At 58.7% G+C, this 20,069-nt stretch carries 15 protein-coding genes; 11 read left to right on the top strand and 4 right to left on the bottom strand.

All coding sequences use genetic code 11. The features are described 5' to 3' along the window. The first annotated feature begins 49 nt into the window (after positions 1-49). The 5 genes from AACZ55_RS01570 to AACZ55_RS01590 all read left to right on the top strand — a co-directional run bounded on the left by AACZ55_RS01570 (position 50) and on the right by AACZ55_RS01590 (position 7,194). The gene (locus AACZ55_RS01570; RefSeq protein WP_338607240.1) at positions 50-1,174 is read left to right on the top strand and encodes a microcin C ABC transporter permease YejB; all 1,125 of its coding nucleotides are present in this window, start codon (positions 50-52) and stop codon (positions 1,172-1,174) included. Positions 1,175-1,176: 2 nt separating this feature from the next. Further along, entirely contained in the window at positions 1,177-2,271 is a 1,095-nt protein-coding gene (locus tag AACZ55_RS01575) for an ABC transporter permease (protein ID WP_339642293.1), read from the top strand. Between the two features lie 4 nt (positions 2,272-2,275). After that, positions 2,276-3,883, top strand: coding sequence for an ABC transporter ATP-binding protein (locus tag AACZ55_RS01580; RefSeq protein ID WP_339642294.1), 1,608 nt, complete (start codon positions 2,276-2,278; stop codon positions 3,881-3,883). Between the two features lie 142 nt (positions 3,884-4,025). After that, a complete protein-coding gene (locus AACZ55_RS01585) occupies positions 4,026-5,879 on the top strand; it encodes an extracellular solute-binding protein (RefSeq protein WP_339642296.1) in 1,854 nt (617 codons plus the stop codon). A 55-nt stretch (positions 5,880-5,934) separates the two neighbouring features. After that, complete coding sequence (locus AACZ55_RS01590; RefSeq protein ID WP_339642299.1) at positions 5,935-7,194, top strand: FAD-binding oxidoreductase; 1,260 nt, start codon at positions 5,935-5,937, stop codon at positions 7,192-7,194. A 1-nt stretch (position 7,195) separates the two neighbouring features. Here AACZ55_RS01590 and AACZ55_RS01595 read toward each other — a convergent pair whose 3' ends face one another. After that, positions 7,196-9,301: an EAL domain-containing protein gene (locus AACZ55_RS01595; protein ID WP_339642302.1), complete on the bottom strand. Its 2,106-nt coding sequence runs from the start codon at positions 9,299-9,301 to the stop codon at positions 7,196-7,198. A gap of 225 nt (positions 9,302-9,526) precedes the next feature. On the opposite strand from AACZ55_RS01595, the gene AACZ55_RS01600 reads away from it, so the two are divergent. From AACZ55_RS01600 to AACZ55_RS01625, 6 genes are all read left to right on the top strand, one after another. Further along, positions 9,527-9,673 (top strand): hypothetical protein, encoded by a 147-nt coding sequence (locus AACZ55_RS01600; protein ID WP_338607246.1) that lies wholly within the window; start codon positions 9,527-9,529, stop codon positions 9,671-9,673. A 104-nt stretch (positions 9,674-9,777) separates the two neighbouring features. Further along, the gene (locus AACZ55_RS01605; protein WP_339642305.1) at positions 9,778-10,938 is read left to right on the top strand and encodes an alpha-hydroxy acid oxidase; all 1,161 of its coding nucleotides are present in this window, start codon (positions 9,778-9,780) and stop codon (positions 10,936-10,938) included. Then, positions 10,938-11,798 carry a carboxylating nicotinate-nucleotide diphosphorylase gene (gene nadC / locus AACZ55_RS01610; protein WP_339642330.1) on the top strand — a complete coding sequence of 287 codons (861 nt, stop codon included), beginning with the start codon at positions 10,938-10,940 and terminating at the stop codon, positions 11,796-11,798. The genes AACZ55_RS01605 and nadC overlap by 1 nt, the downstream gene beginning before the upstream one ends. 141 nt (positions 11,799-11,939) lie before the next feature. Beyond that, the gene (locus tag AACZ55_RS01615) at positions 11,940-12,512 is read left to right on the top strand and encodes a PadR family transcriptional regulator (RefSeq protein ID WP_339642308.1); all 573 of its coding nucleotides are present in this window, start codon (positions 11,940-11,942) and stop codon (positions 12,510-12,512) included. Positions 12,513-12,525: 13 nt separating this feature from the next. Continuing rightward, positions 12,526-13,815: an efflux RND transporter periplasmic adaptor subunit gene (locus AACZ55_RS01620; RefSeq protein ID WP_339642311.1), complete on the top strand. Its 1,290-nt coding sequence runs from the start codon at positions 12,526-12,528 to the stop codon at positions 13,813-13,815. Then, a complete protein-coding gene (locus AACZ55_RS01625; protein WP_339642314.1) occupies positions 13,812-17,120 on the top strand; it encodes an efflux RND transporter permease subunit in 3,309 nt (1,102 codons plus the stop codon). The genes AACZ55_RS01620 and AACZ55_RS01625 overlap by 4 nt, the downstream gene beginning before the upstream one ends. Positions 17,121-17,154: 34 nt before the next feature. Here AACZ55_RS01625 and AACZ55_RS01630 read toward each other — a convergent pair whose 3' ends face one another. The 3 genes from AACZ55_RS01630 to AACZ55_RS01640 all read right to left on the bottom strand — a co-directional run. Continuing rightward, a complete protein-coding gene (locus AACZ55_RS01630; RefSeq protein WP_339642317.1) occupies positions 17,155-19,041 on the bottom strand; it encodes an ABC transporter ATP-binding protein/permease in 1,887 nt (628 codons plus the stop codon). Positions 19,042-19,095: 54 nt separating this feature from the next. Continuing rightward, a complete protein-coding gene (locus tag AACZ55_RS01635; protein WP_338607252.1) occupies positions 19,096-19,422 on the bottom strand; it encodes a metalloregulator ArsR/SmtB family transcription factor in 327 nt (108 codons plus the stop codon). 104 nt (positions 19,423-19,526) lie between these two features. After that, positions 19,527-20,069, bottom strand: a 543-nt coding sequence (locus tag AACZ55_RS01640; protein WP_339642321.1) for a LysM peptidoglycan-binding domain-containing protein, incomplete at its 5' end; no start/stop codon positions are given.

A 20,069-nucleotide genomic window follows, 5' to 3' on the forward strand; every position in this document is an offset into this window, starting at 1 on the left:
TAACAAAACCGACATGGTCGGGCATCTGACTCGCTCACCTGGACCGCCTATGGCCGCCTATATCCTGCGACGCCTGCTTTTGATGATACCGACGGTATTCGGGATCATGGTGGTGTCGTTTCTCGTCATCCAGTTTGCACCGGGCGGGCCGGTGGAACAGGCGATTGCGCAATACTCGGGAACTGACGTTTCCGCATTGTCGCGCATTACCGGAACGGCGCAGGGCGATTTTTCCGGTCAGAGTGGTCTCGACAACAGCGCGGCCAGCAGTTCGGATAGTGAGCCGCAAGGCGTATATCGCGGCGCACGCGGCCTTCCGCCGGACTTCATCGCACAACTAGAAGCCCAGTATGGTTTTGACAAGCCGCCGCTCGAGCGGTTCTTTTCGATGATCTGGGATTTTCTGCGGTTCGATTTCGGGGAGTCGTACTACCGGGACATTTCGGTGATCGATCTGGTGGTCGAAAAGATGCCAGTGTCGATTTCGCTCGGGTTCTGGATGATGCTGATTTCGTACGGCATCTCCATACCGCTGGGGATTGCCAAGGCGGTACGGGACGGGTCGCGTTTCGATGTCTGGACCTCGGGCGTGGTCATTATCGGCTACGCCATTCCAGGCTTTTTGTTCGCCATTCTTCTGATCGTACTGTTCGCTGGCGGGAGCTTCTGGTCGCTCTTTCCACTGCGGGGACTGACTTCATCAGGATTTGCATCGATGCCCTGGTATCAGCAGATCCTCGACTATGCCTGGCATCTCGTCCTGCCCATCGCAGCGATGGCCGTGGGGGCCTTTGCGACATCGACCCTGCTGGTCAAGAATTCGTTTCTCGATGAGATCCGCAAGCAATACGTCGTCACCGCCCGTGCCAAGGGTCTGACCGAGAACCGGGTGCTCTATGGCCATGTTTTCCGCAATGCGATGCTGATCGTGATTGCCGGCTTTCCCGGGGCATTCGTGGGCGCGTTCTTTGGCGGGTCGCTGCTGATCGAGACAATCTTCTCGCTCGACGGCCTCGGCCTACTCGGCTTTCAGTCGGTCGTGACGCGTGACTATCCGGTGATCTTTGCTACACTCTACATCTTCTCGCTTGTGGGCCTGGTTCTGGGACTTATTTCCGATCTCACCTATATGTGGATCGACCCGCGCATCGATTTCGAGTCGCGAGAGGTTTGAGCTTGGCCATCTCGTCGATAAACCAGCGTAGGCTTGCCAATTTCCGTCGCAACAGGCGCGGATATATCTCGTTCTGGATATTCCTGATCCTTGTGATCGCCACCCTTTTTGCCGAAGCCATCAGCAACGACAAGCCGCTGCTCGTCTCCTATCAGGGCGAACTGCTATTTCCTGTGGTGATCGATTATCCCGAAAGCAAATTCGGCGGGTTTCTGGCGGTGACGCAATATCGATCTTCGGTGATCCAGAACGAGATCGAAGAGCACGGGTGGGCGCTCTGGCCGCTGTTCCGGTTTTCCCATCGTACGGTCGATACCGCCCTGCCCGGTCCAGCGCCAACGCCACCGAGCTGGCTGATGAGCGAAGAGGAAAACTGCGCGCGCTATCGTCAAGGCGTTGACGATCCGGGGTGTATTTTCGGCAACATGCACGTTCTGGGCACTGACGATCAGGGGCGCGATGTGCTGGCGCGGCTGATCTACGGGTTCCGCATTTCGGTGCTGTTCGGGCTGACGCTGACCATCCTGTCTTCGGTGGTCGGGATCGTGGCGGGAGCGGTGCAGGGCTATTTCGGCGGCTGGACGGATTTGCTGTTTCAGCGCTTTATCGAAATCTGGACCTCGATCCCCTCGCTCTACCTGCTGCTCATCATTTCGAGTGTCATCGCCCCGAGCTTCTGGGTGCTGCTCATCATCCTGCTGCTGTTTTCCTGGGTTGCCCTGGTCGGGGTGGTGCGTGCGGAATTCCTGCGCGGGCGAAACTTCGAATATGTCAACGCCGCCCGTGCGTTGGGGGTAGGCAATCGGACGATCATGTTCCGGCACCTCTTGCCCAATGCCATGGTCGCAACCGTTACCTTCGTGCCCTTCATTCTTGGCGGATCGATCACGACACTGACGGCGCTCGATTTTCTGGGGTTCGGTCTGCCCCCGGGCTCTCCCTCGCTTGGGGAACTTCTGGCGCAGGGCAAGAACAACCTTCAGGCGCCCTGGCTTGGATTGACCGGGTTCGCGGTGATTTCGGTGATGCTGAGTCTTCTGGTCTTTGCCGGAGAAGCGGTGCGCGACGCTTTCGATCCACGCAAGACGTTCGGGTGATGGCATGACCGATCCGATGCTTTCCATCCGCAATCTCGATGTTTCCTTCCAGTTGGGGGAAAGGCGGATCGATGCCGTGCGGGACGTCAGCTTCGACATCGCACCGGGGGAAACGCTGGCACTGGTTGGGGAATCGGGGTCGGGCAAATCGGTAACCGCATTGTCGGTGTTGCGGCTGCTGCCCTACCCTTCAGCGTCCCATCCCAAGGGCCAGATTCTGTTCAAGGACACCGATCTGCTTACGGCGGGCGACAAGTTGCTCCGCACCGTGCGCGGCAATGAGATTTCGATGATTTACCAGGAGCCGATGAGTTCGCTCAATCCGCTCCACACCATCGAGCGACAGGTCAGCGAAGTGCTGTCCGTGCATCAAGGGCTGGGTCGGAGCGCAGCACGCAAACGCGTGCTGGAACTTCTTGATGCTGTGGGCATTCCTGAGCCTCAAACGCGCCTCGCGTCTTTCCCGCATCAGCTATCGGGTGGCCAGCGCCAGAGAGTGATGATTGCCATGGCGCTGGCTTGCGAACCCGCCTTGCTTATTGCCGATGAACCGACAACCGCGCTCGATGTAACAGTGCAGGCACAAATTCTCGATCTGCTCAAATCGGTGCAACGGCGGATGGGCATGGCCATGCTGTTCATCACCCACGACCTCGGGATCGTGCGCCGGATGGCCGACAAGGTCTGCGTGATGCAAAATGGCGAAATCGTCGAGAGAGCCGATACCGAAACGCTGTTTGCCCAGCCCCAGCATGCCTATACCAAACACCTGCTTTCGTCCGAATTATCCGGCATGGAGCCAGGTGTCGCCATGATTGGCAAGCCGGTTATGGCAGTGAGTGACCTCAAGGTCTGGTTTCCCGTAAAGCGCGGGCTGTTCAAGCGGACCGTCGGTCATATCAAGGCCGTCGACGGGGTCGATCTGGTCGTCAGGCGCGGCGAAACGCTTGGCGTGGTGGGAGAGTCCGGATCGGGAAAAACCACGCTGGGGCTCGCCATGCTCCGCCTGATTTCATCGGAGGGACGGATCGTTTTCCTGGGCGACGACATCGCAGGAAAGAAGTCGCGTGCAATGCGGGACTATCGCGCCGATATGCAGGTGGTCTTTCAGGATCCCTACGGCTCGCTTTCGCCGCGCATGAGTGTTGGCGACATCATCGCCGAAGGCCTGGCCGTCCATTTCCCACACATCAAGGCGCGGGAGCGGGACGAGAAGGTCAAGGCTGTGCTGACCGAAGTCGGGCTGGAGCCGGAAATGCGGCATCGCTATCCGCACGAATTTTCCGGCGGGCAGCGCCAACGGGTCGCCATTGCCCGAGCGCTGATCCTCGAGCCCAAATTCATCGTATTGGACGAGCCGACATCGGCGCTCGACATGAGCGTTCAGGCGCAAATCGTCAAGCTCCTGCGCGACCTGCAGGCGCAGCATGGGCTGACCTATGTCTTTATTTCGCACAATCTGAAGGTTGTGCGGGCGATCGCCAACGCGATCATCGTGATGCAGGATGGAAAGATCGTGGAACGGGCTGAAACCGAGACATTGTTTGCCGCGCCCGAGCACCCCTACACGCGTACGCTGCTGGCGGCCGCACTCGATGTGGCCATCCAATGAAATATTATCGCGCCCGCCATCGCCGTGGCGCATGAAACTTGCGCCGCGCATGGCCCGCTCCCGCAAAAGTGGTATCCACTTTTGGACAAAGCACACTAAGATCGACACGAAACCACCTTCGCCTTGAGAGGGGATCAAAGCCATGAAGACCTTTGTTGTTGCCGCTGCGCTACTCGCCGTCTTGCCGCTTTCGACCACGGCATTTGCACAAGAGGAAGAGGGCTGGGTGCACGCCGTCGCTCTCGATGGCACACCCAAATACGAAGCCGGCTTCGAGATGTTCGACTACGTCAATCCCGATGCGCCCAAGGGCGGAACGGTCCGGCTTTCAGCCCTTGGCGGGTTCGATACCTTCAATCCAATTCTGTCGCAGGGGGAGACGGCCACCGGACTGGGGCTCGTCTACGAGACGCTCATGACGCCCAGTTCAGATGAGAGCTCGGTTTCCTACGGATTGCTGGCAGAAGCCTTGCGCTATCCTGAGGATTTTTCTTCCGTAACCTTTCGGCTCAATCCGCGCGCGCACTGGCAGGACGGCGAACCCGTCACGGCCGAAGATGTGCTCTGGAGCTTTGAGCAGGTGGTGGAGATTTCTCCCATCTATTCGGAATATTACGCCTCGGTCGACGATGCCGAGATCACCGGCGAAAGCGAGATCACGTTCTATTTCAGCGAGACTGGCAACCGCGAGTTGCCTTACATCATGGGGCAACTTCTGGTGCTGCCCAGGCATTGGTGGGAGGGGGAGAATGCGCAGGGCGAGCCCCGCGACATCGGCGCCTCAACTCTCGAATTGCCAATGGGATCTGGCGCCTATGCCCTCTCCAGCTTCGATGCCGGTAGAACGGTGACCTTCACACGCGATCCCGACTATTGGGGCGCAGATGAACCGGTCAATGTGGGAATGTCCAATTTCGACGAGTACCGCATTGAATACTTCCGCGACACAACAGTCATGTTCGAAGCCTTCAAGGCCGATGAGTTCGACTGGTGGACCGAAAATATCGCGCGGCGCTGGGCCACGGGCTATGACTTCCCGGCCGTCAATGAAGAGCGTGTCGTGCTCGAGACCTTCGAAAACGGATACAATGCCTCCGGCGTGATGTGGGGCTTCGTGCCCAATCAGCGCCGGGAGAAATTTCAGGACCCGCGGGTTCGTGAGGCGCTCAATTACGCTTTCGATTTCCAGGAATTGAACCGGACGCTGTTTTACGAGCAGTATCAGCGCATCGATTCCTATTTCTTCGGCACTGACCTCGCCGCACCTGACGGCCCGCCAGCAGGTCTCGAGCTTGAAATTCTCGAGGAGGTGCGGGACCTCATTCCAGCCTCGGTGTTCGATGCGCGCTTTACCAATCCCACAGGGGGCACCGAGCAAGCTCTTCGCGACAATTTGCAGGAAGCGCTGAGGCTGTTCAATGAGGCAGGATACACGCTCGATGGGACGCAGTTGGTCGATGCCAATGGCGAGCAGTTCAGCTTCGAAATTCTCTCTTACGACAACACCATCGAACCGGTGGCCTTGCACTGGGCCGAAAATCTAAACGCGATCGGCGCCAATGTGACCCTGCGGGTCGTCGATACGCCTCAATACACAAATCTCGTGCGCTCGTTCGATTATGACGTGATCTATACGCGCTGGGCGCAATCGCTCTCTCCCGGAAATGAGCAGCGCTATTTCTGGGGCTCTTCATCGGTCGATGAACTCGGTTCGCGCAACTATGCGGGCATCTCCGATCCGGGTGTCGACGCGCTGATCGACAGAATCGTTCTGGCGCCGGACCGCGAAACCCTGGTTGCAGCCACCCATGCCCTTGACCGGGTCTTGCTGGCGATGAACAACGTGGTGCCCAGCTATACGATCACTTATGCCCGCACAGCACGCTGGGACCGGTTCAGCCATCCCCAAACCCTGCCCGAATTCTCAATCGGTTTTCCCGATGTCTGGTGGTGGGATGAGGAAAAGGCGGCTGCGACCGGCGGCAATTCCCAATAATTGGAATGACCCGCGCCGCGCAGGTCATCAAACACAAGCTTTGGAAAGTCTGACCATGGCTCAGGACGTCATCGTCATCGGCGCCGGTATCGTCGGCGTATCGACCGCAATTCACCTGCTTCGGCGCGGTCGAAGCGTGTTGCTCATCGACAAGAGCGAGCCGGGCCGGGAAACCTCGTTCGGCAATGCCGGCATCATCCAGCGCGAGGGGGTTCGTCCTCACGCCTTCCCGCGCGATCTGGCAACATTGATGCAGGTGGGGCTGCACCTTTCGACCGCCGCACGCTACGATCCGTTTGCCCTGCCCCGCGTCACGCCTGCCCTTATGCGCTATTGGTGGAAATCGTCACCCGGTCACTACAGCCATGTGGTCAGGAGTTACGCACCTCTGATCGCCCGGTCGATCGAGGAACATTCCGACCTCATCACAGCCTCTGGCGCCGAGGACCTGGTCATCAGGAAGGGTTGGTATCTGGCGTTCAGGACCGACGAGAAACTCAAGGCCGAGGCGGCAAAGGCAAAAAAGGATCTCGAGCTCTATGGCATCAATCACAAGGTGGTCGATGGCACCGAAATGGCCCGGATAGAGCCTGACTTTACGGAACGGCTTGCGGGGGCGATCCACTGGACCGATCCATGGACAATCCGCAATCCGGGCGCTCTGGTTGCCAAGTATTTCGAATTGTACAAATCGATGGGCGGCCAGTTTATTGGCGGAGAGGCGTCGGGACTCGAACAGGACGGCAACAACTGGTCCGTCACGGTCGCAGATACCCGTTATAGCGCGCCCGAAGTCGTTGTCACACTTGGCCCCTGGGCGCCCGAAGTTCTCGAGCCGCTCGGGTATCGGCTGCCGCTGTTTGTCAAGCGCGGCTACCACATGCATTACGGCACCCAGGATGGTGCGATCCTGAACAACTGGCTGATCGATGCGGAAATCGGGTATTGTCTGGCGCCGATGGAAAAAGGGGTTCGTCTTACCACCGGGGCCGAGTTTGCGCTGCGCGATGCAGCGCCCACCCCCATCCAGCTTGGCCGCGCCGAAGCCAAGGCACGGGCACTTTTCCCGCTCGGTGAGCGGCTCGATCCGCAGCCCTGGAAAGGGGCCCGCCCCTGCACCCCCGACATGATGCCGATCATCGGGCCAGCGCCAAAGCATCGTGGCCTGTGGGTGGGTATAGGCCACGCCCACCACGGCTTTACGCTGGGCCCGGCCACCGGGCACCTGCTGGCCCAAGCCATGACCGGGGAAAAACCGGCAATCGACATTACCCCTTTCGCAATGGATCGGTTTGCGGGAACGGTTCCGAGATAGGCTAGCTGGTCGCGCTCAGTTTTGGCTCAGTCTTCCTGGGAGTGAGCCGCGTGATCAACTCAAGCGCATCTCTTGCCGGGAGGGGCCTTGAGAACAGGAAGCCCTGAATCTCGTCACATCCGTGCGAGCGAACAGCATCGAGTTGGGCTTCGGTTTCGACGCCCTCGGCTGTCGTTGCCATGCCCAGACTGCGCCCCAAAGCGATAACGGCCTTGATGATCTCGAAGTTGGCGTCGGTGGATCCGACGTCTTCGATGAAAGAGCGGTCGATCTTGATCTTGTCGAATGGAAAGGCGCGCAGGTATGAAAGCGAGGAATAGCCAGTTCCGAAATCGTCCATTGAAATGCGGATACCCATGGCGCGCAGGGCGTGGAGGGTTTCCAGGGTCTGATCGGAATCGCTGAGCAGCACGGATTCCGTTATCTCAAGTTCGAGGCGGCTTGCCGGCAGGCCCGCTTCTTCCAGTGCGCGCTGCACGCATTCCAGCAGCCGATGGCTCTTGAATTGCACCGACGAAAGATTGACTGCGACACGGATATTGGCGGGCCAGGTGGCCGCTGTCAGGCAAGCCTGTTTGAGCACCCATTCTCCCAGTTGCACGATAAATCCGATTTCCTCGGCCACGGGGATGAACTCAACCGGTGAGATGAAGCCCATCTCCGAGTGTTCCCAGCGCAACAGGGCTTCCATGCATGAAATCCGGTTGCTCTCCAAGTCCATGAGTGGCTGGAAAACCAGCCTGAATTCGTCGCGGGTCAGCCCCAGCTTAAGTCCGCTTTCGATGGCGCGACGATGCTGCATGGCCGCGTCCATGCCCTTTTCGAAAAAGCGATAATTGCCTCGGCCATCGCTCTTGGCGCGATACAGGGCGAGGTCGGCATTTTTCATCAGCGTCTCGCCATTCGCGCCATCGGTGGGTGCGACCGCAATGCCGATCGACGTGCCTATAATGACACGATGTCCCTCTATTTCCATAGGCTGGCCGATCGAAGCAATCAGGCGCTCGGCGAGAGCGGCGGCATCGTTTGGGCTCTTGAGCGGGCCGGCCAGCATGGAGAATTCATCGCCACCCAGCCGGGCCGCGCATTCATGTTCCCGCTTTGCGTGGTTGATCCGTATCGCGACTTCCTTGAGAACCGCATCGCCCACGCCGTGTCCGAGCGTATCGTTGATGATCTTGAAGTGGTCGAGGTCGAAGCACAGCACTGCCATGGTTTCACCGCGACGTATGCGGGATTCCGCCATAGCCATTTCTTCGGCAAACAGCGTGCGATTGGGCAGATCGGTCAAGGCATCGTGGCGGGCCAAGTGGTGAATGCGTGCCTCGGACCGCCGCTGCTCGGTGATGTCCTGATGGGTTTCGACCCAGCCACCATCTTCCATTGGCTGATGCACCAGCGAAATGATCTGGCCATTCTCGAACTCGCAAATATCCACGCTGCGCTTTCGATCAGTAATCGTTTGCACGCGACGCTGAAGAAAGGCCATGGGCCCATCCTTGGGACGCATGCCGTTCTCGAAGCGATAATCGAGAATGTCTGTCAGCAAGGTTCCGGGCTGTTGCAGGCCCTGGGGAAGATCATAAAGCATTGCGTAATTGGCGTTGCAGATAACCAGCTTGTGATCTGCATCGATCATGCACAGCCCGTGGGCCATATTGTCGACGGCGGTTTCGAAGCGAACCGCCTGTCGGGCCAGATCGGCTTCACGTTTGGAAAGTGCCGTCAGATGATCGTGCGCATCGGTGATGTCCTCGTGAGTAACCATCCAGCCCGTCCCATGCCGACCAGTATAGGTGGTGCGGATCGTACGATCACGAAGATGCTGCTCATATTGAATGGGTGTCTCGCGACGCTTTTGCCGTTCGAATCGGCCCAGCATCGCTTCGTGGAGCTCGTCGACGCTGTAGCCGAAATAATTTCCGGCATCGATTACTGCTCGGCAGCAATCGCGGAGCGTCATGCCCGCTGCAAGCGCGTCGGGTGGCAGACCGAATGTCCAGGCGTAGCGGGAATTGAACAATTCGAGCGTCAGATTTTCGCTCCAGACGCACAACCCATAGGGCATGGACTCCAGAGCCGCATCCACCGCATGCGTATTGCTCATCCCCTTGCCATCCGGCATCCACTCGTCCCCCAAACCGTCCCCAAAACTGGTCGGGCATCATGGGGCGCACCCCTGAAACAAGAATGAATCCTGTTGGTGAATTTGCGGATTTCACACTGAACGCCGCCAGTCGGTTAATCGCCGGTTACGGAACCGAGTGGCGGGTTCCGCGTTTCATGCCTGCATTCAATGTCTTTCTTGCTTAAGCATTTTTTGGAGAATTTGATGAGCCGCAATACGCTTTATCTTCTGCTTGGCGCTCTGGTCGTTGTGGTTATCGGCCTTGCCATTTACGCCTACCAACAGGAATCCCAGCCTGACGGTGTTCAAATCGAACTCAACGACCAGGGCCTGTCCGTCGAGGGCAACTGACCCCAGTCGGTTCGGTTGGCATTTGGCATAATGACGCTTTTCCCTGACCTTGTGTCCCGCTATTGAGTGCATAAAGATGCTCAATGGTGGGAGAGGCGGGGCGAATGGGTTTTACGGCGCAGACAATTGAAGAGCTGAAGGCACGTGCGAAGCGACGCGTACCTCGGATGTTTTTCGACTATGCCGATTCCGGATCGTGGACCCAAAGCACCTACTTCGCCAACGAAGCAGACTTTGCTAAAATAAAGTTTCGCCAGCGTGTTGCCGTCGACATGACCAATCGCTCGCTGGCCTCGACAATGATCGGGCAAGACGTCGCGATGCCTGTCGCCATAGCGCCCACCGGTTTTGGGGGTATGCAGCACCCCGACGGTGAAATTCTCGGCGCCAAAGTGGCGCGCGCTTTCGGCATACCGTTCACTTTATCAACGATGAGCATCTGCTCGATCGAGGACGTTGCAGAGGCTACCGACGGTGCCCCGTTCTGGTTCCAGCTCTATGTGATGCGCGACCGGCAATTCATGTATAATCTGATCGACAGAGCCAAAGCCGCCAATTGTTCGGCCCTGGTCCTGACGCTCGATCTGCAAATCCTGGGGCAACGGCACAAGGACGCGCGCAACGGACTTTCGGCCCCTCCCCGTGTGAATCTCAACACCATCTGGCAATTGGCCTCCCGGCCGCAATGGTGCCTGTCGATGCTCAGAACACGACGTCATACCTTCCGCAATATCGTGGGCCATGCCGATAATGTTGGCGACGTTTCTTCTCTGGCTTCGTGGACGGCCGAGCAATTCGACCCCAAGCTCAATTGGTCCGATATCGAATGGATCAAGGAGCGCTGGGGCGGGAAGCTGATATTAAAGGGCATCATGGACGCCGAAGATGCGCGCATGGCGGCCGCTTCGGGCGCGGACGCGATCATCGTATCCAATCATGGCGGACGACAACTGGACGGCGCACCATCGTCCATAGCGGCCCTGCCTGGCATCATTGAAGCCGTGGGAGACAAAATCGAAGTTCATATGGATGGTGGCATCCGCTCGGGTCAGGACGTCATGCGAGCACTGTGCCTGGGCGCCAAGGGCGTCTATATTGGACGCCCCTGGCTCTATGGTCTTGGCGCCGGCGGCGAAACAGGGGTCGAACAGGCGCTCGATATCATCCGCAGGGAACTCGACGTTACCATGGCGCTTTGCGGCGAGCGGGACATCCGCAATGTGGGCGAACACAATCTTATAAATCCGGGTGTCTTTTCATCATGATGCGCGCTTATCTTCCCGCCATGCCCCCCCATATTATCGAGCGGGCCGTCAAAGCTGCATTTCTTGAAGATCTGGGAGAGGCGGGCGACATCACCTCCCAGGCAACGATCGGCCCGGACGCAAAGGCGGTCGCGACCATCAATGCGCGCGGCGTCGGCGTGATTTGCGGGCTCGAGTGCGCGATTGCCGCTTTTTCGCTGATCGGACCGGGCCTGGACACAACAAGATTTGTTGCCGATGGCTCCATGGTCGCGGCGGGAGAGGCCATTCTTGAGGTGCGCGGCAATGCGCGCAATCTGCTGGCAGCCGAGCGCACCGCGCTCAATTTTCTGACCCATTTGAGTGGCATCGCAACTCTGACCCGAGACTTCGTGCTCGAGACCAAGGGCACCAACGCCCACATCTGCTGCACGCGAAAAACGACGCCGGGCCTACGAGCACTGGAAAAATATGCCGTCCGCTGTGGCGGCGGCCACAATCATCGCTTCGGTCTGAACGATGCCATCCTCATCAAGGACAACCATATTGCCGTCGCTGGCGGCGTATCTGCGGCGATAGCGGCTGCTCGAGCCTTTGCCGGTCATCTTGTCGCGATTGAAGTCGAAGTCGATACGCTCGACCAGCTCCAGCATGCGCTGGACGCCGGTGTGGCCGCGATCCTTCTTGACAATATGGATCAAGACACACTGGCCCGGGCCGTTGCCATCACGGCAGGACGGTCCAAGCTGGAGGCTTCGGGCAATGTTACGCTTGAACGCGTTGCCGCCATCGCCCGGACCGGCGTCGACTACATCTCGACCAGCCGGATCACAAGTGCATCGGTCCCGCTGGACCTCGGGCTCGACATAAGCATCGATTAACGCCGTTTTCTCATTCGAGCGTAAGAACTTTCATCGTACACGAACTGATCGAGGTGCGACTCTTCGTCGTATATCTTGGCAAGCGCGGCGGCTTAATATATAGCGCCATCATATTCTCGTTCAGCATATGATTGATAGAACATGAACGTTCGCACCCTATGCCTCTCCTTCCTCTATACTCAGGATGCGAGCGGCTATGAAATTCGAAAGCTTTGTACCGAAGGCGGCGGCGCTTATTTCGTCGAGGCCAGCTTCGGCTCGATCTATCCCGCGCTCGCCAAGCTCGAAGACGATGGGCTCGTAACCTCGCGGATAGAGCATCAGGATGGAAAGCCATCCAAAAAAATCTATTCCATTACCGAGACCGGCCGGACTGCTTTCTGTGATGCGCTGCATGAACCTTTGGGAGACGATATCTTTCGCAGCCCTTTCCTGCTTTTTGCCCGTTTTGCGCACCTGCTTGATGCCGATCTGGTCAGATCACGTATCGAGGACAGGCTCGCCTATCTCGATTCCCAGATTGCCGAGCTCAAAGAGCTGCAACGGCAGGCCGACTCCTGTGACGACACGAGCCATGCCAACGACGCATGGGTGATCGGCCATGGCATAACCTGCCTTGAAGTTGCGCATCGGCATCTCCATACCCACATGAATGCCTTAATTGCCTCAGCGCGACCAAATCAAGCGCGCCTCGGGCAGCAAGCAGCAGAATAGAGGGCGCTGTTTAATGCAATTTCTTAAATCTTTCGGTTTGTCACTTTTCATTCTTGCCGGCGCCGCCATTTGGCTGGGCACCGGGTCGTTCGTGATGGGCGGACAGGGCCCTGGAAACGGCGAACGCTCGATTATCGGCCTGATTGAAGGCGATGATCATGGCCCAATTTCGACGGCGTTGGCTGAGGCCGGCGTGCTTCCCGAACATTCCGAGGAGGAAGTCGAAGAGGCCCGGATGACGGTTGCCGAGCGGGTGGCCGAGACGAACGGCGCTTCGGGTGCCTCGGTATCGGTTCGCACACAGACATTCGAGCTCCAGCAAATGCCGATTGAAGTCAAGCTGCGCGGCAGGACGACGGCAGCAGCCAATGTTTCGGCGGTCGCCGAAACCGCGGCGGTGGTGGAAACGGTCCACGTCGAGAAGGGTGACCAGGTGCAAGCCGGTGATCTGTTGTGCTCACTGGCGCCCGGAACACGCGCCGCGGCGGTCGCTCAAGCCGAAGCCGCTCTTGCGCAGGCGGAAGCCGGGCTTGCCCAGGCGCAACTCGACCTTGAAACCAACACTTCGCTGCGCGAACGGGGCCTGGCACCGGCCAATACGGCAAATTCGGTTCAGGTCGCTCTGGCCGGCGCCGAAGCGCAGGTTTCTTCGGCTCAGGCCGCGCTCGACAACGCCCGGGCCGAACTGGATCGTACGGAAATCGTAGCCGAGGTCTCGGGGCTGGTTCAGGCGCCCATCGCGACGCGCGGTTCCATGCTCTCGCAGGGCGGTGTATGCGCGACAATCGTTCAACTCGATCCAATCGTCTTCTCGGGGTCGGTCGCTGAAGCCAATATTACGCTGGCCCGGACGGGACTTGCTGCAACATTGCACACGGTGACCAATCAGGAAGGTACCGGTGAAGTGACATATGTGGCGGCCAGTGCGGACGACGCGACACGGTCTTTCCCGGTCGAAATCGAGTTCGACAACCCCGACTTTTCGATCCGCGAAGGCGTTACGGCCACCGCAACGGTCAATATGGGATCGATGCCGGGGCATCTGTTGCCTCAGTCGGTTCTGACATTGAACGATGAGGGCGTCTTGGGCGTAAAGTCCGTTCAGGACGGCATAGTCGCCTTTACTGCCGTTACAATCGTTTCAGACACCAGGGACGGCGTTTGGGTAACCGGGCTGCCCCAATCCATTGACATCATTACCATCGGCCAGGAATTCGTGATCGATGGGCAGACCGTGCAAACCGGGCAGGAAGCTGTCTCGGATGATACCACGGGTACCTCTGAAGAAGGCGCACCTGCATGACCAGCTTCATCGAGCGCATCCTGCGCATGCCCCGCGTCGTGATGACAATCATGGCGCTGCTGTTGCTCGCTGGCGGGCTCTCCTACTCGGTTCTGCCCAAGGAGAGCTTTCCGGCCATCGATGTCCCGTACCTCTATGTCTCGATAAGCCAGACCGGGGTATCGCCTCGCGATGCCGAAAACCTTCTGGCCAAGCCTGCCGAAGAAGAACTCAACGGGCTGGACGGCCTGGTGAACATGACATCGACTTCGACCACCGGCCACGCCTCGGTCATCCTCGAATTCGGTGCCAATGTCGAAACGGACCAGGCGCTGATCGACACCCGTGCCCGTATGGATGCCATCAGGTCCAACCTGCCCGATGATGCCAGCGATCCGACGGTGAACGAAATCGACATGGTTGGGTTCCCGATCATCTCGGTGGCCGTTTATGGCGATGTGCCCGAACGCGAGCTCGTCCGCCGCGCCGAAGAACTCCAGACGGCTCTAGAGGGTATTGGCGCGGTGCGCGAAGTCACCTTGTCGGGCGCGCGCGACGAAGTGGTCGAGGTGACAATCGATTTGATGCGCCTGGAGGCCTACAACCTCACGGCCAACCAGCTGTTCGATGCACTGGCCCGCAACAACCTCGTTGTCGCCGGCGGCACGATCAACACGGGTCAGGGTTCTTTCAGCGTTGAAGTGCCCGGCCTGATCACCAGTGCGCAGGATGTCTTTGAGCTTCCCATCAAAACGGATGGGAACAATGTCGTCACATTCGGCGATATAGCAAACGTCACGCGCACGCTCGAAGACGCAACCGAATACACCAATGTCAACGGATCCCCTGCCCTGATCCTTGGGGTGAGCAAGAAAGCGGGCACCAACATTATCGAAGTCTCGGACAGCGTTCGGGCGTTGACCGAGGAGACTGCCGCCAACTGGCCGCAGGGCGTTGGGCACAGCTTCTTTCTCGATCAGGCAGAAACGACGCTCGGCCTGTTCCGGTCGCTCGAAGCTGCGGTCCTGACGGCCGTCGCGCTGGTGCTGATAACCTGTATCGCGGTCTTGGGTGTGCGTGCGGCGTTCATGATCGGCATGTCGATCCCGCTGTCGTTCATGATCGCATTTCTCTACATGCAGATGACCGGGATGACCATCAACATGATGGTCATGTTCGGGCTGGTTATTGCTGTGGGCGTCCTGGTCGACGACCCCGTGGTGGTCGTCGAATATGCAGAGCGAAAGCTGCAGGAAGGTGTCTCCAAGAAGGAAGCCTTCATTCAGGCGATGCACAAGATGTTCATACCGGTGATCGGTGCAACGGCAACGACGCTTGCCGCATTTGTGCCCTTGCTGTTCTGGCCCGGTATCATCGGCAAATTCATGACCGATCTTCCCACGATCGTGATTGTCGTTATGTCCGCATCGTTCGTTTCGGCCCTGATCTTCATGCCGGTTATCGGCGCGGCCATTGCCTCGAGCCATGTCGATCCCGAGCGCAAGGAACAAGCCGATATCGTCATGTACCCCGAGAAGTTCCACCCCAAGAAGGTAAAGGGACCGACCGGGCTTTACGTGCGCATGATGTCAGTTCTCCTGCGATGGCCAATCCCAACGCTTCTGGTTGGTTTCGGTATCGTGTTCGGCGTGTTTTTCGCCTATGCCGCCAACCCCACCGGAACCGAGGCGTTCCCGGCTTCCGAGCCTGAATATGCAACCGTCGCCGTGGTGGCCCGGGGCAATTATTCGCCGCAGGAAGTTCGTGACATGCTTGTCGAGGTGGAAGACGAATTGATGGAGGTTCACGGCATCCGTGACATCATCATGCAATTCGGTACGACCGGCGCGATGGGCACCATGCCACCCGATACCATCGGCAATTTCCAGCTTCAGCTCGTTGATTATAACAACCGGGTGCCGGCCGAGGAAATCTTTACCGATATCCGTGAGCGCGTTGCCGACATTTCCGGTCTGCAGGTTCAGGTCCTTGCCACCGAGAGCGGTCCTCCGGCCGGCAAAGACATCAACATGCGCGTGGAAAGCACCAACTACGACACGCTGGCGCCGACCGTTGAACGCATCCGCGACTATCTGGAGACCGAGCTACCCAATACCGCCGATATCGAGGACGGTCGCCCCTCACCGGGGATCGACTGGCAGGTTACCGTGGATCGCCTGGAAGCAGCTCGATACGGCATCGGGGTGCGCGAGCTGGCGCCCTACCTGCAACTTGTCACATCGGGCGTCAATCTGGGCACCTATCGCGATCAGGAAACGGGGGATGAACTCGACATCAAGGTCCGCCTTCCCGAGGATGAACGCACGCTGGATGCGCTCGATTCCATGCGGATTGCCACATCGCAGGGGATGGTGCCGGTTTCCAACTTCATTGAGCGCCAGGCCGTACCCAAGGTCGCCAATATCGAGCGGCGCAATCAGGTCTATGTAATGCCGATTGCAGCCAATCTGGTCAATCTGCCCGAAGGTGTCTATCCCGCTACCCGGGTGGCCGAGTTGCAGGCCTGGCTGGACGGCCAGGAATGGCCCGATGGCATTACCTTTGCCTTCGGCGGTGCCGAAGAGCAGATGGGCGACGCCAACGCGTTTATCGGTCAGGCGTTCGGTGCCGCATTGTTCCTGATCTTCCTGATCCTGCTGCTCGAGTACAACAGCTTCTATCAGGTGTTCGTAACACTCTCGACCGTGTTCATGTCGGTCGCCGGTGTCCTTTTGGGCATGCTGGCAACGGGTATGAGCTTTTCGGCCATCATGACCGGGCTCGGGGTGGTGGCGCTCGCCGGTATCGTGGTCAAGAACGGCATCGTTCTGATCGATACCTATAACGAGTACAACCGCGGGCAACAGGTCGAGCCGGTCACGGCAATGCTGCTTACGGCAGCGCAACGCGTCCGTCCGGTTCTGCTCACCGCGTTCCTGACTGCTCTGGGTGTTATTCCCATGTGGGCCAACGTCGAGTTCGACTTCCTGCGGCGTGAAATCGTCGTTGGCGGCATTGCGGGTTCGTGGTTCATCCACCTTTCGGCCGCCCTGGTGAGTGGGCTGTTCTTCTCGACCGCCCTCACACTGATCATGGTACCTGTGATGATTACAGCACCGAAGGTCATCAAGGGTCAGGTCGGCAGCGTGTTCAATTGGGTTCGTGGGCGCAGGGCCAATGACGCTATGCCTGCCGGCTTTGACGGCATGGCGATCGAGGTCGCCGGCGATGACGCGTCCCGACACATTGTCACCAAGGATACAGAACTGATCGAGCGCAACGAGAATGGCGTCACGGTTCTTTCCAGACGGCCCGCAGCCGAATAGCAAAAGGCCCCGCCAGTGCGGGGCCTTTTTTATTCTACAGCTGTTCGGAAGGCTTTCGCACGACAAACCCGTCGGGATCTTCCTGAGCTGCCCGAAGACGCTCGCTGGCTTCGGCGGCCTCACGCTGGCGGTTCCACATCTGGGCATAAAGGCCATTGCTGGCCAGAAGCTCATTATGCCTGCCACGCTCGGCGATCACGCCATCGCGCAACACGATGATTTCGTCGGCATCGACGACGGTCGACAACCGATGCGCTATGACAAGCGTAGTCCGTCCCCTGGCGACCGTATCAAGCGCGGACTGGATCTCGCGCTCGGTATGGGTATCAAGCGCCGAGGTCGCCTCATCGAGTATCAGTATGGGTGGCGCCTTGAGAATTGTGCGGGCAATCGCCACGCGCTGTTTTTCGCCGCCCGAAAGCTTGAGGCCGCGCTCACCAACCTGCGTTTCATACCCATTAGGCAGACTGTCAATGAAATCGCCGATCTGCGCCATCCGCGCCGCCTCCCGCACCTCCTCGTCGGTGGCGTCGGGGCGGCCATAGCGAATGTTGTAGGCAATTGTGTCGTTAAACAACACGGTATCCTGAGGCACCATGCCAATAGCGGCACGAAGTGAAGCCTGGGTCACGTCCCTGACATCCTGTCCATCGATCGCGACCCGGCCTGAAATCACATCGTAAAAGCGATAGATCAGCCGCGAAATCGTCGACTTGCCCGCGCCCGAGGGCCCCACGACAGCGATGGTCTTGCCCGCCGGCACCTCAAAGCTCACACCCTTGAGTATGGGACGGTCCGGGTCGTAGTGGAAATAGACGTCCTCAAAAGAAAGGACCGGCCCGCTGATTTCAAGCTGGTTCGCGTCCGGCTTGTCCTCGATCTCCGGATTTTGATCGAGCAGAATGAACATGGCTTCAATGTCGGCCAGGCCCTGGCGTATCTCGCGATAAACAAATCCGATCTGGTTGAGCGGCCTGTAAATTTGCATCATGAAAGTGTTGAGGAGCACGAAATCACCCACGGTCAAATCGCCGCTCATCACGCCAAGCGCTGACATGACCGAAAGGGTAATCATCCCGATCCAGAAGATGACCCCCTGCCCGAAATTGAGCCAGCCCAGCGAGGTCCAGATGCGAATGGCGGCGCGCTCGTAGCCGGACATGGCCTTGTCGAAACGGCTCGCCTCGAGATCCTCGTTGCCGAAATACTTGACCGTCTCGAAGTTGAGCAGGCTGTCAATCGCCTTGGCGTTCGCGTCCGTATCACTCTCGTTCATGTCCCGGCGGATGGCGATGCGCCAGTTCGAAGCGCGCACGGTAAAAACCATGTAGAGAACCACGACAGAGGCAAGGACCAGCACATAGGCGATGCCAAACAGCCAGCCGAAGATCACACCGACAATCACGAACTCGACAAGCGTCGGGGCCGTGTTGAGCATGGTGAAACGCACTATGGTCTCAATGCCCTTGGTGCCGCGCTCGATGACCCGGCTCAACCCGCCGGTCTTGCGCTGCAAATGAAAGCGCAGCGAAAGGCGGTGCACATGGGTAAATGTGCGGTAGGCGAGCTGGCGCACGGCATTCTGCCCCACCGAGGCGAACAGAATGTCCCGCAATTGCTGGAATCCGGTATCGACGATCTGGCCGATGCCATAGGCAACAACGAGGATGATGGGCACAGAGAGCCCGAGCAGGACCGCGGTTTCAGGCCCGGAACTATCCAGCGTGTCGATGATACCCTTATAGGCAAACGGAACCAGCGTACTCGCTACCTTCGCCAGCAACAGAGCGCCGATTGCAAGTAAAGCCCGCATCCGCAGGTCCGGTCGATCGGCGGGCCATATATAGTCCCAAAGGTTGCGAATCGTGGAAAGCAAAGCGCCTTCGTCGGCGCTGACGGTTGATCTGGGCGCCTTGGCCATCAAAAATGCTCCGGTATAGAGGAGGGACGGCTATCGGAACCGCCAGAGACAGATTCAGGACGCTTGAGCCGGCTGGCGGTCACAGAGCAGGCCTGACGCATCCAACCCGGCGACATAGTCGCCCACCGCCCGATTGAACGCCGTGAGCCGATCTGTCCGAACGCAATAATTGTTGCGGGTGCCCTGTGCACGGCGTTCGATTATGCCCGCATCGAGCAAGACCTTGAGGTGTTGGGAAACGGTGCTTTGCGCCAGTGAAAGACAGTCGGTCACATCGTTGCAACAGCAATTTTCGGCGCGCTTCGCCAGAATACGCAAAATCTCCAGCCGAACAGGATGCCCCAGGGCCCGCATCAATATAGCAATATCGTCTTCATGCATGACTGCAGCTTCCATCGTAATTTAACGATAGAGGAAATGCGGTACCGGTGCAAGCCAGCACCAGCGGGAGCTGAGCGGAGAATTTCATCTCCCCGCACAAACGATCATTGCCGGGAGGAGGCAGCGTCGTCCGCCTCTCCGATAACTTCATCGGTGCCCGGGAGGTCAAAGACCTGACCCGGATAGATGAGGTCGGGATTGCGGATCTGATCGGTGTTGGCCTCGAATATCTGAGTATACCGAATGCCTTCGCCATAGACCCGACGCGCGATGGTCCACAGATTGTCGCCCTGCCGGATGATTGCCAATCCCGTTGCCGTTCGATTTCCGTCGCTCACGCCAACCAATGTCGGAATGGCAGGTTCAACCGTTTCAGCAGGTTCGGCGAGCTCGCCTGATCCCGTCGGCTCGACCGTCTCAGCCGGTTCCGCGCTCTGGGCCGGTTCGGCCGTTGGCGCGGGCGGTTCTGCTGCGTCGGAGGTGACGGGTTCTGGAGCATCTGGCGTCTCGACATCCCCCCTGGCCGACAGGTCTGCTTCCTGGCTCTGCGCGGGGCTGGCGCCAACGGTCTCGGTTTCGCGCTGTTCAGCCACGACAATGTCTTCGTCAACAGCCTCAGGAAGTTCGAGGATGAAATCGACCTCGGC

This window comes from uncultured Pelagibacterium sp., from assembly GCF_963972885.1.
Taxonomy (GTDB): domain Bacteria; phylum Pseudomonadota; class Alphaproteobacteria; order Rhizobiales; family Devosiaceae; genus Pelagibacterium; species Pelagibacterium nitratireducens.

What these genes read in the sequence shown, in the direction of transcription:
- AACZ55_RS01620 (WP_339642311.1), top strand. Translation starts at nt 12,526, where the DNA reads ATGCAATTTCTTAAATCTTTCGGTTTGTCACTTTTCATTCTTGCCGGC.
- AACZ55_RS01630 (WP_339642317.1), bottom strand. Translation starts at nt 19,041, where the DNA reads ATGGCCAAGGCGCCCAGATCAACCGTCAGCGCCGACGAAGGCGCTTTG.
- nadC (WP_339642330.1), top strand. Translation starts at nt 10,938, where the DNA reads ATGCGCGCTTATCTTCCCGCCATGCCCCCCCATATTATCGAGCGGGCC.
- AACZ55_RS01600 (WP_338607246.1), top strand. Translation starts at nt 9,527, where the DNA reads ATGAGCCGCAATACGCTTTATCTTCTGCTTGGCGCTCTGGTCGTTGTG.
- AACZ55_RS01605 (WP_339642305.1), top strand. Translation starts at nt 9,778, where the DNA reads ATGGGTTTTACGGCGCAGACAATTGAAGAGCTGAAGGCACGTGCGAAG.
- AACZ55_RS01585 (WP_339642296.1), top strand. Translation starts at nt 4,026, where the DNA reads ATGAAGACCTTTGTTGTTGCCGCTGCGCTACTCGCCGTCTTGCCGCTT.
- AACZ55_RS01625 (WP_339642314.1), top strand. Translation starts at nt 13,812, where the DNA reads ATGACCAGCTTCATCGAGCGCATCCTGCGCATGCCCCGCGTCGTGATG.
- AACZ55_RS01615 (WP_339642308.1), top strand. Translation starts at nt 11,940, where the DNA reads ATGAACGTTCGCACCCTATGCCTCTCCTTCCTCTATACTCAGGATGCG.
- AACZ55_RS01595 (WP_339642302.1), bottom strand. Translation starts at nt 9,301, where the DNA reads ATGAGCAATACGCATGCGGTGGATGCGGCTCTGGAGTCCATGCCCTAT.
- AACZ55_RS01570 (WP_338607240.1), top strand. Translation starts at nt 50, where the DNA reads ATGGCCGCCTATATCCTGCGACGCCTGCTTTTGATGATACCGACGGTA.
- AACZ55_RS01590 (WP_339642299.1), top strand. Translation starts at nt 5,935, where the DNA reads ATGGCTCAGGACGTCATCGTCATCGGCGCCGGTATCGTCGGCGTATCG.
- AACZ55_RS01580 (WP_339642294.1), top strand. Translation starts at nt 2,276, where the DNA reads ATGACCGATCCGATGCTTTCCATCCGCAATCTCGATGTTTCCTTCCAG.
- AACZ55_RS01635 (WP_338607252.1), bottom strand. Translation starts at nt 19,422, where the DNA reads ATGCATGAAGACGATATTGCTATATTGATGCGGGCCCTGGGGCATCCT.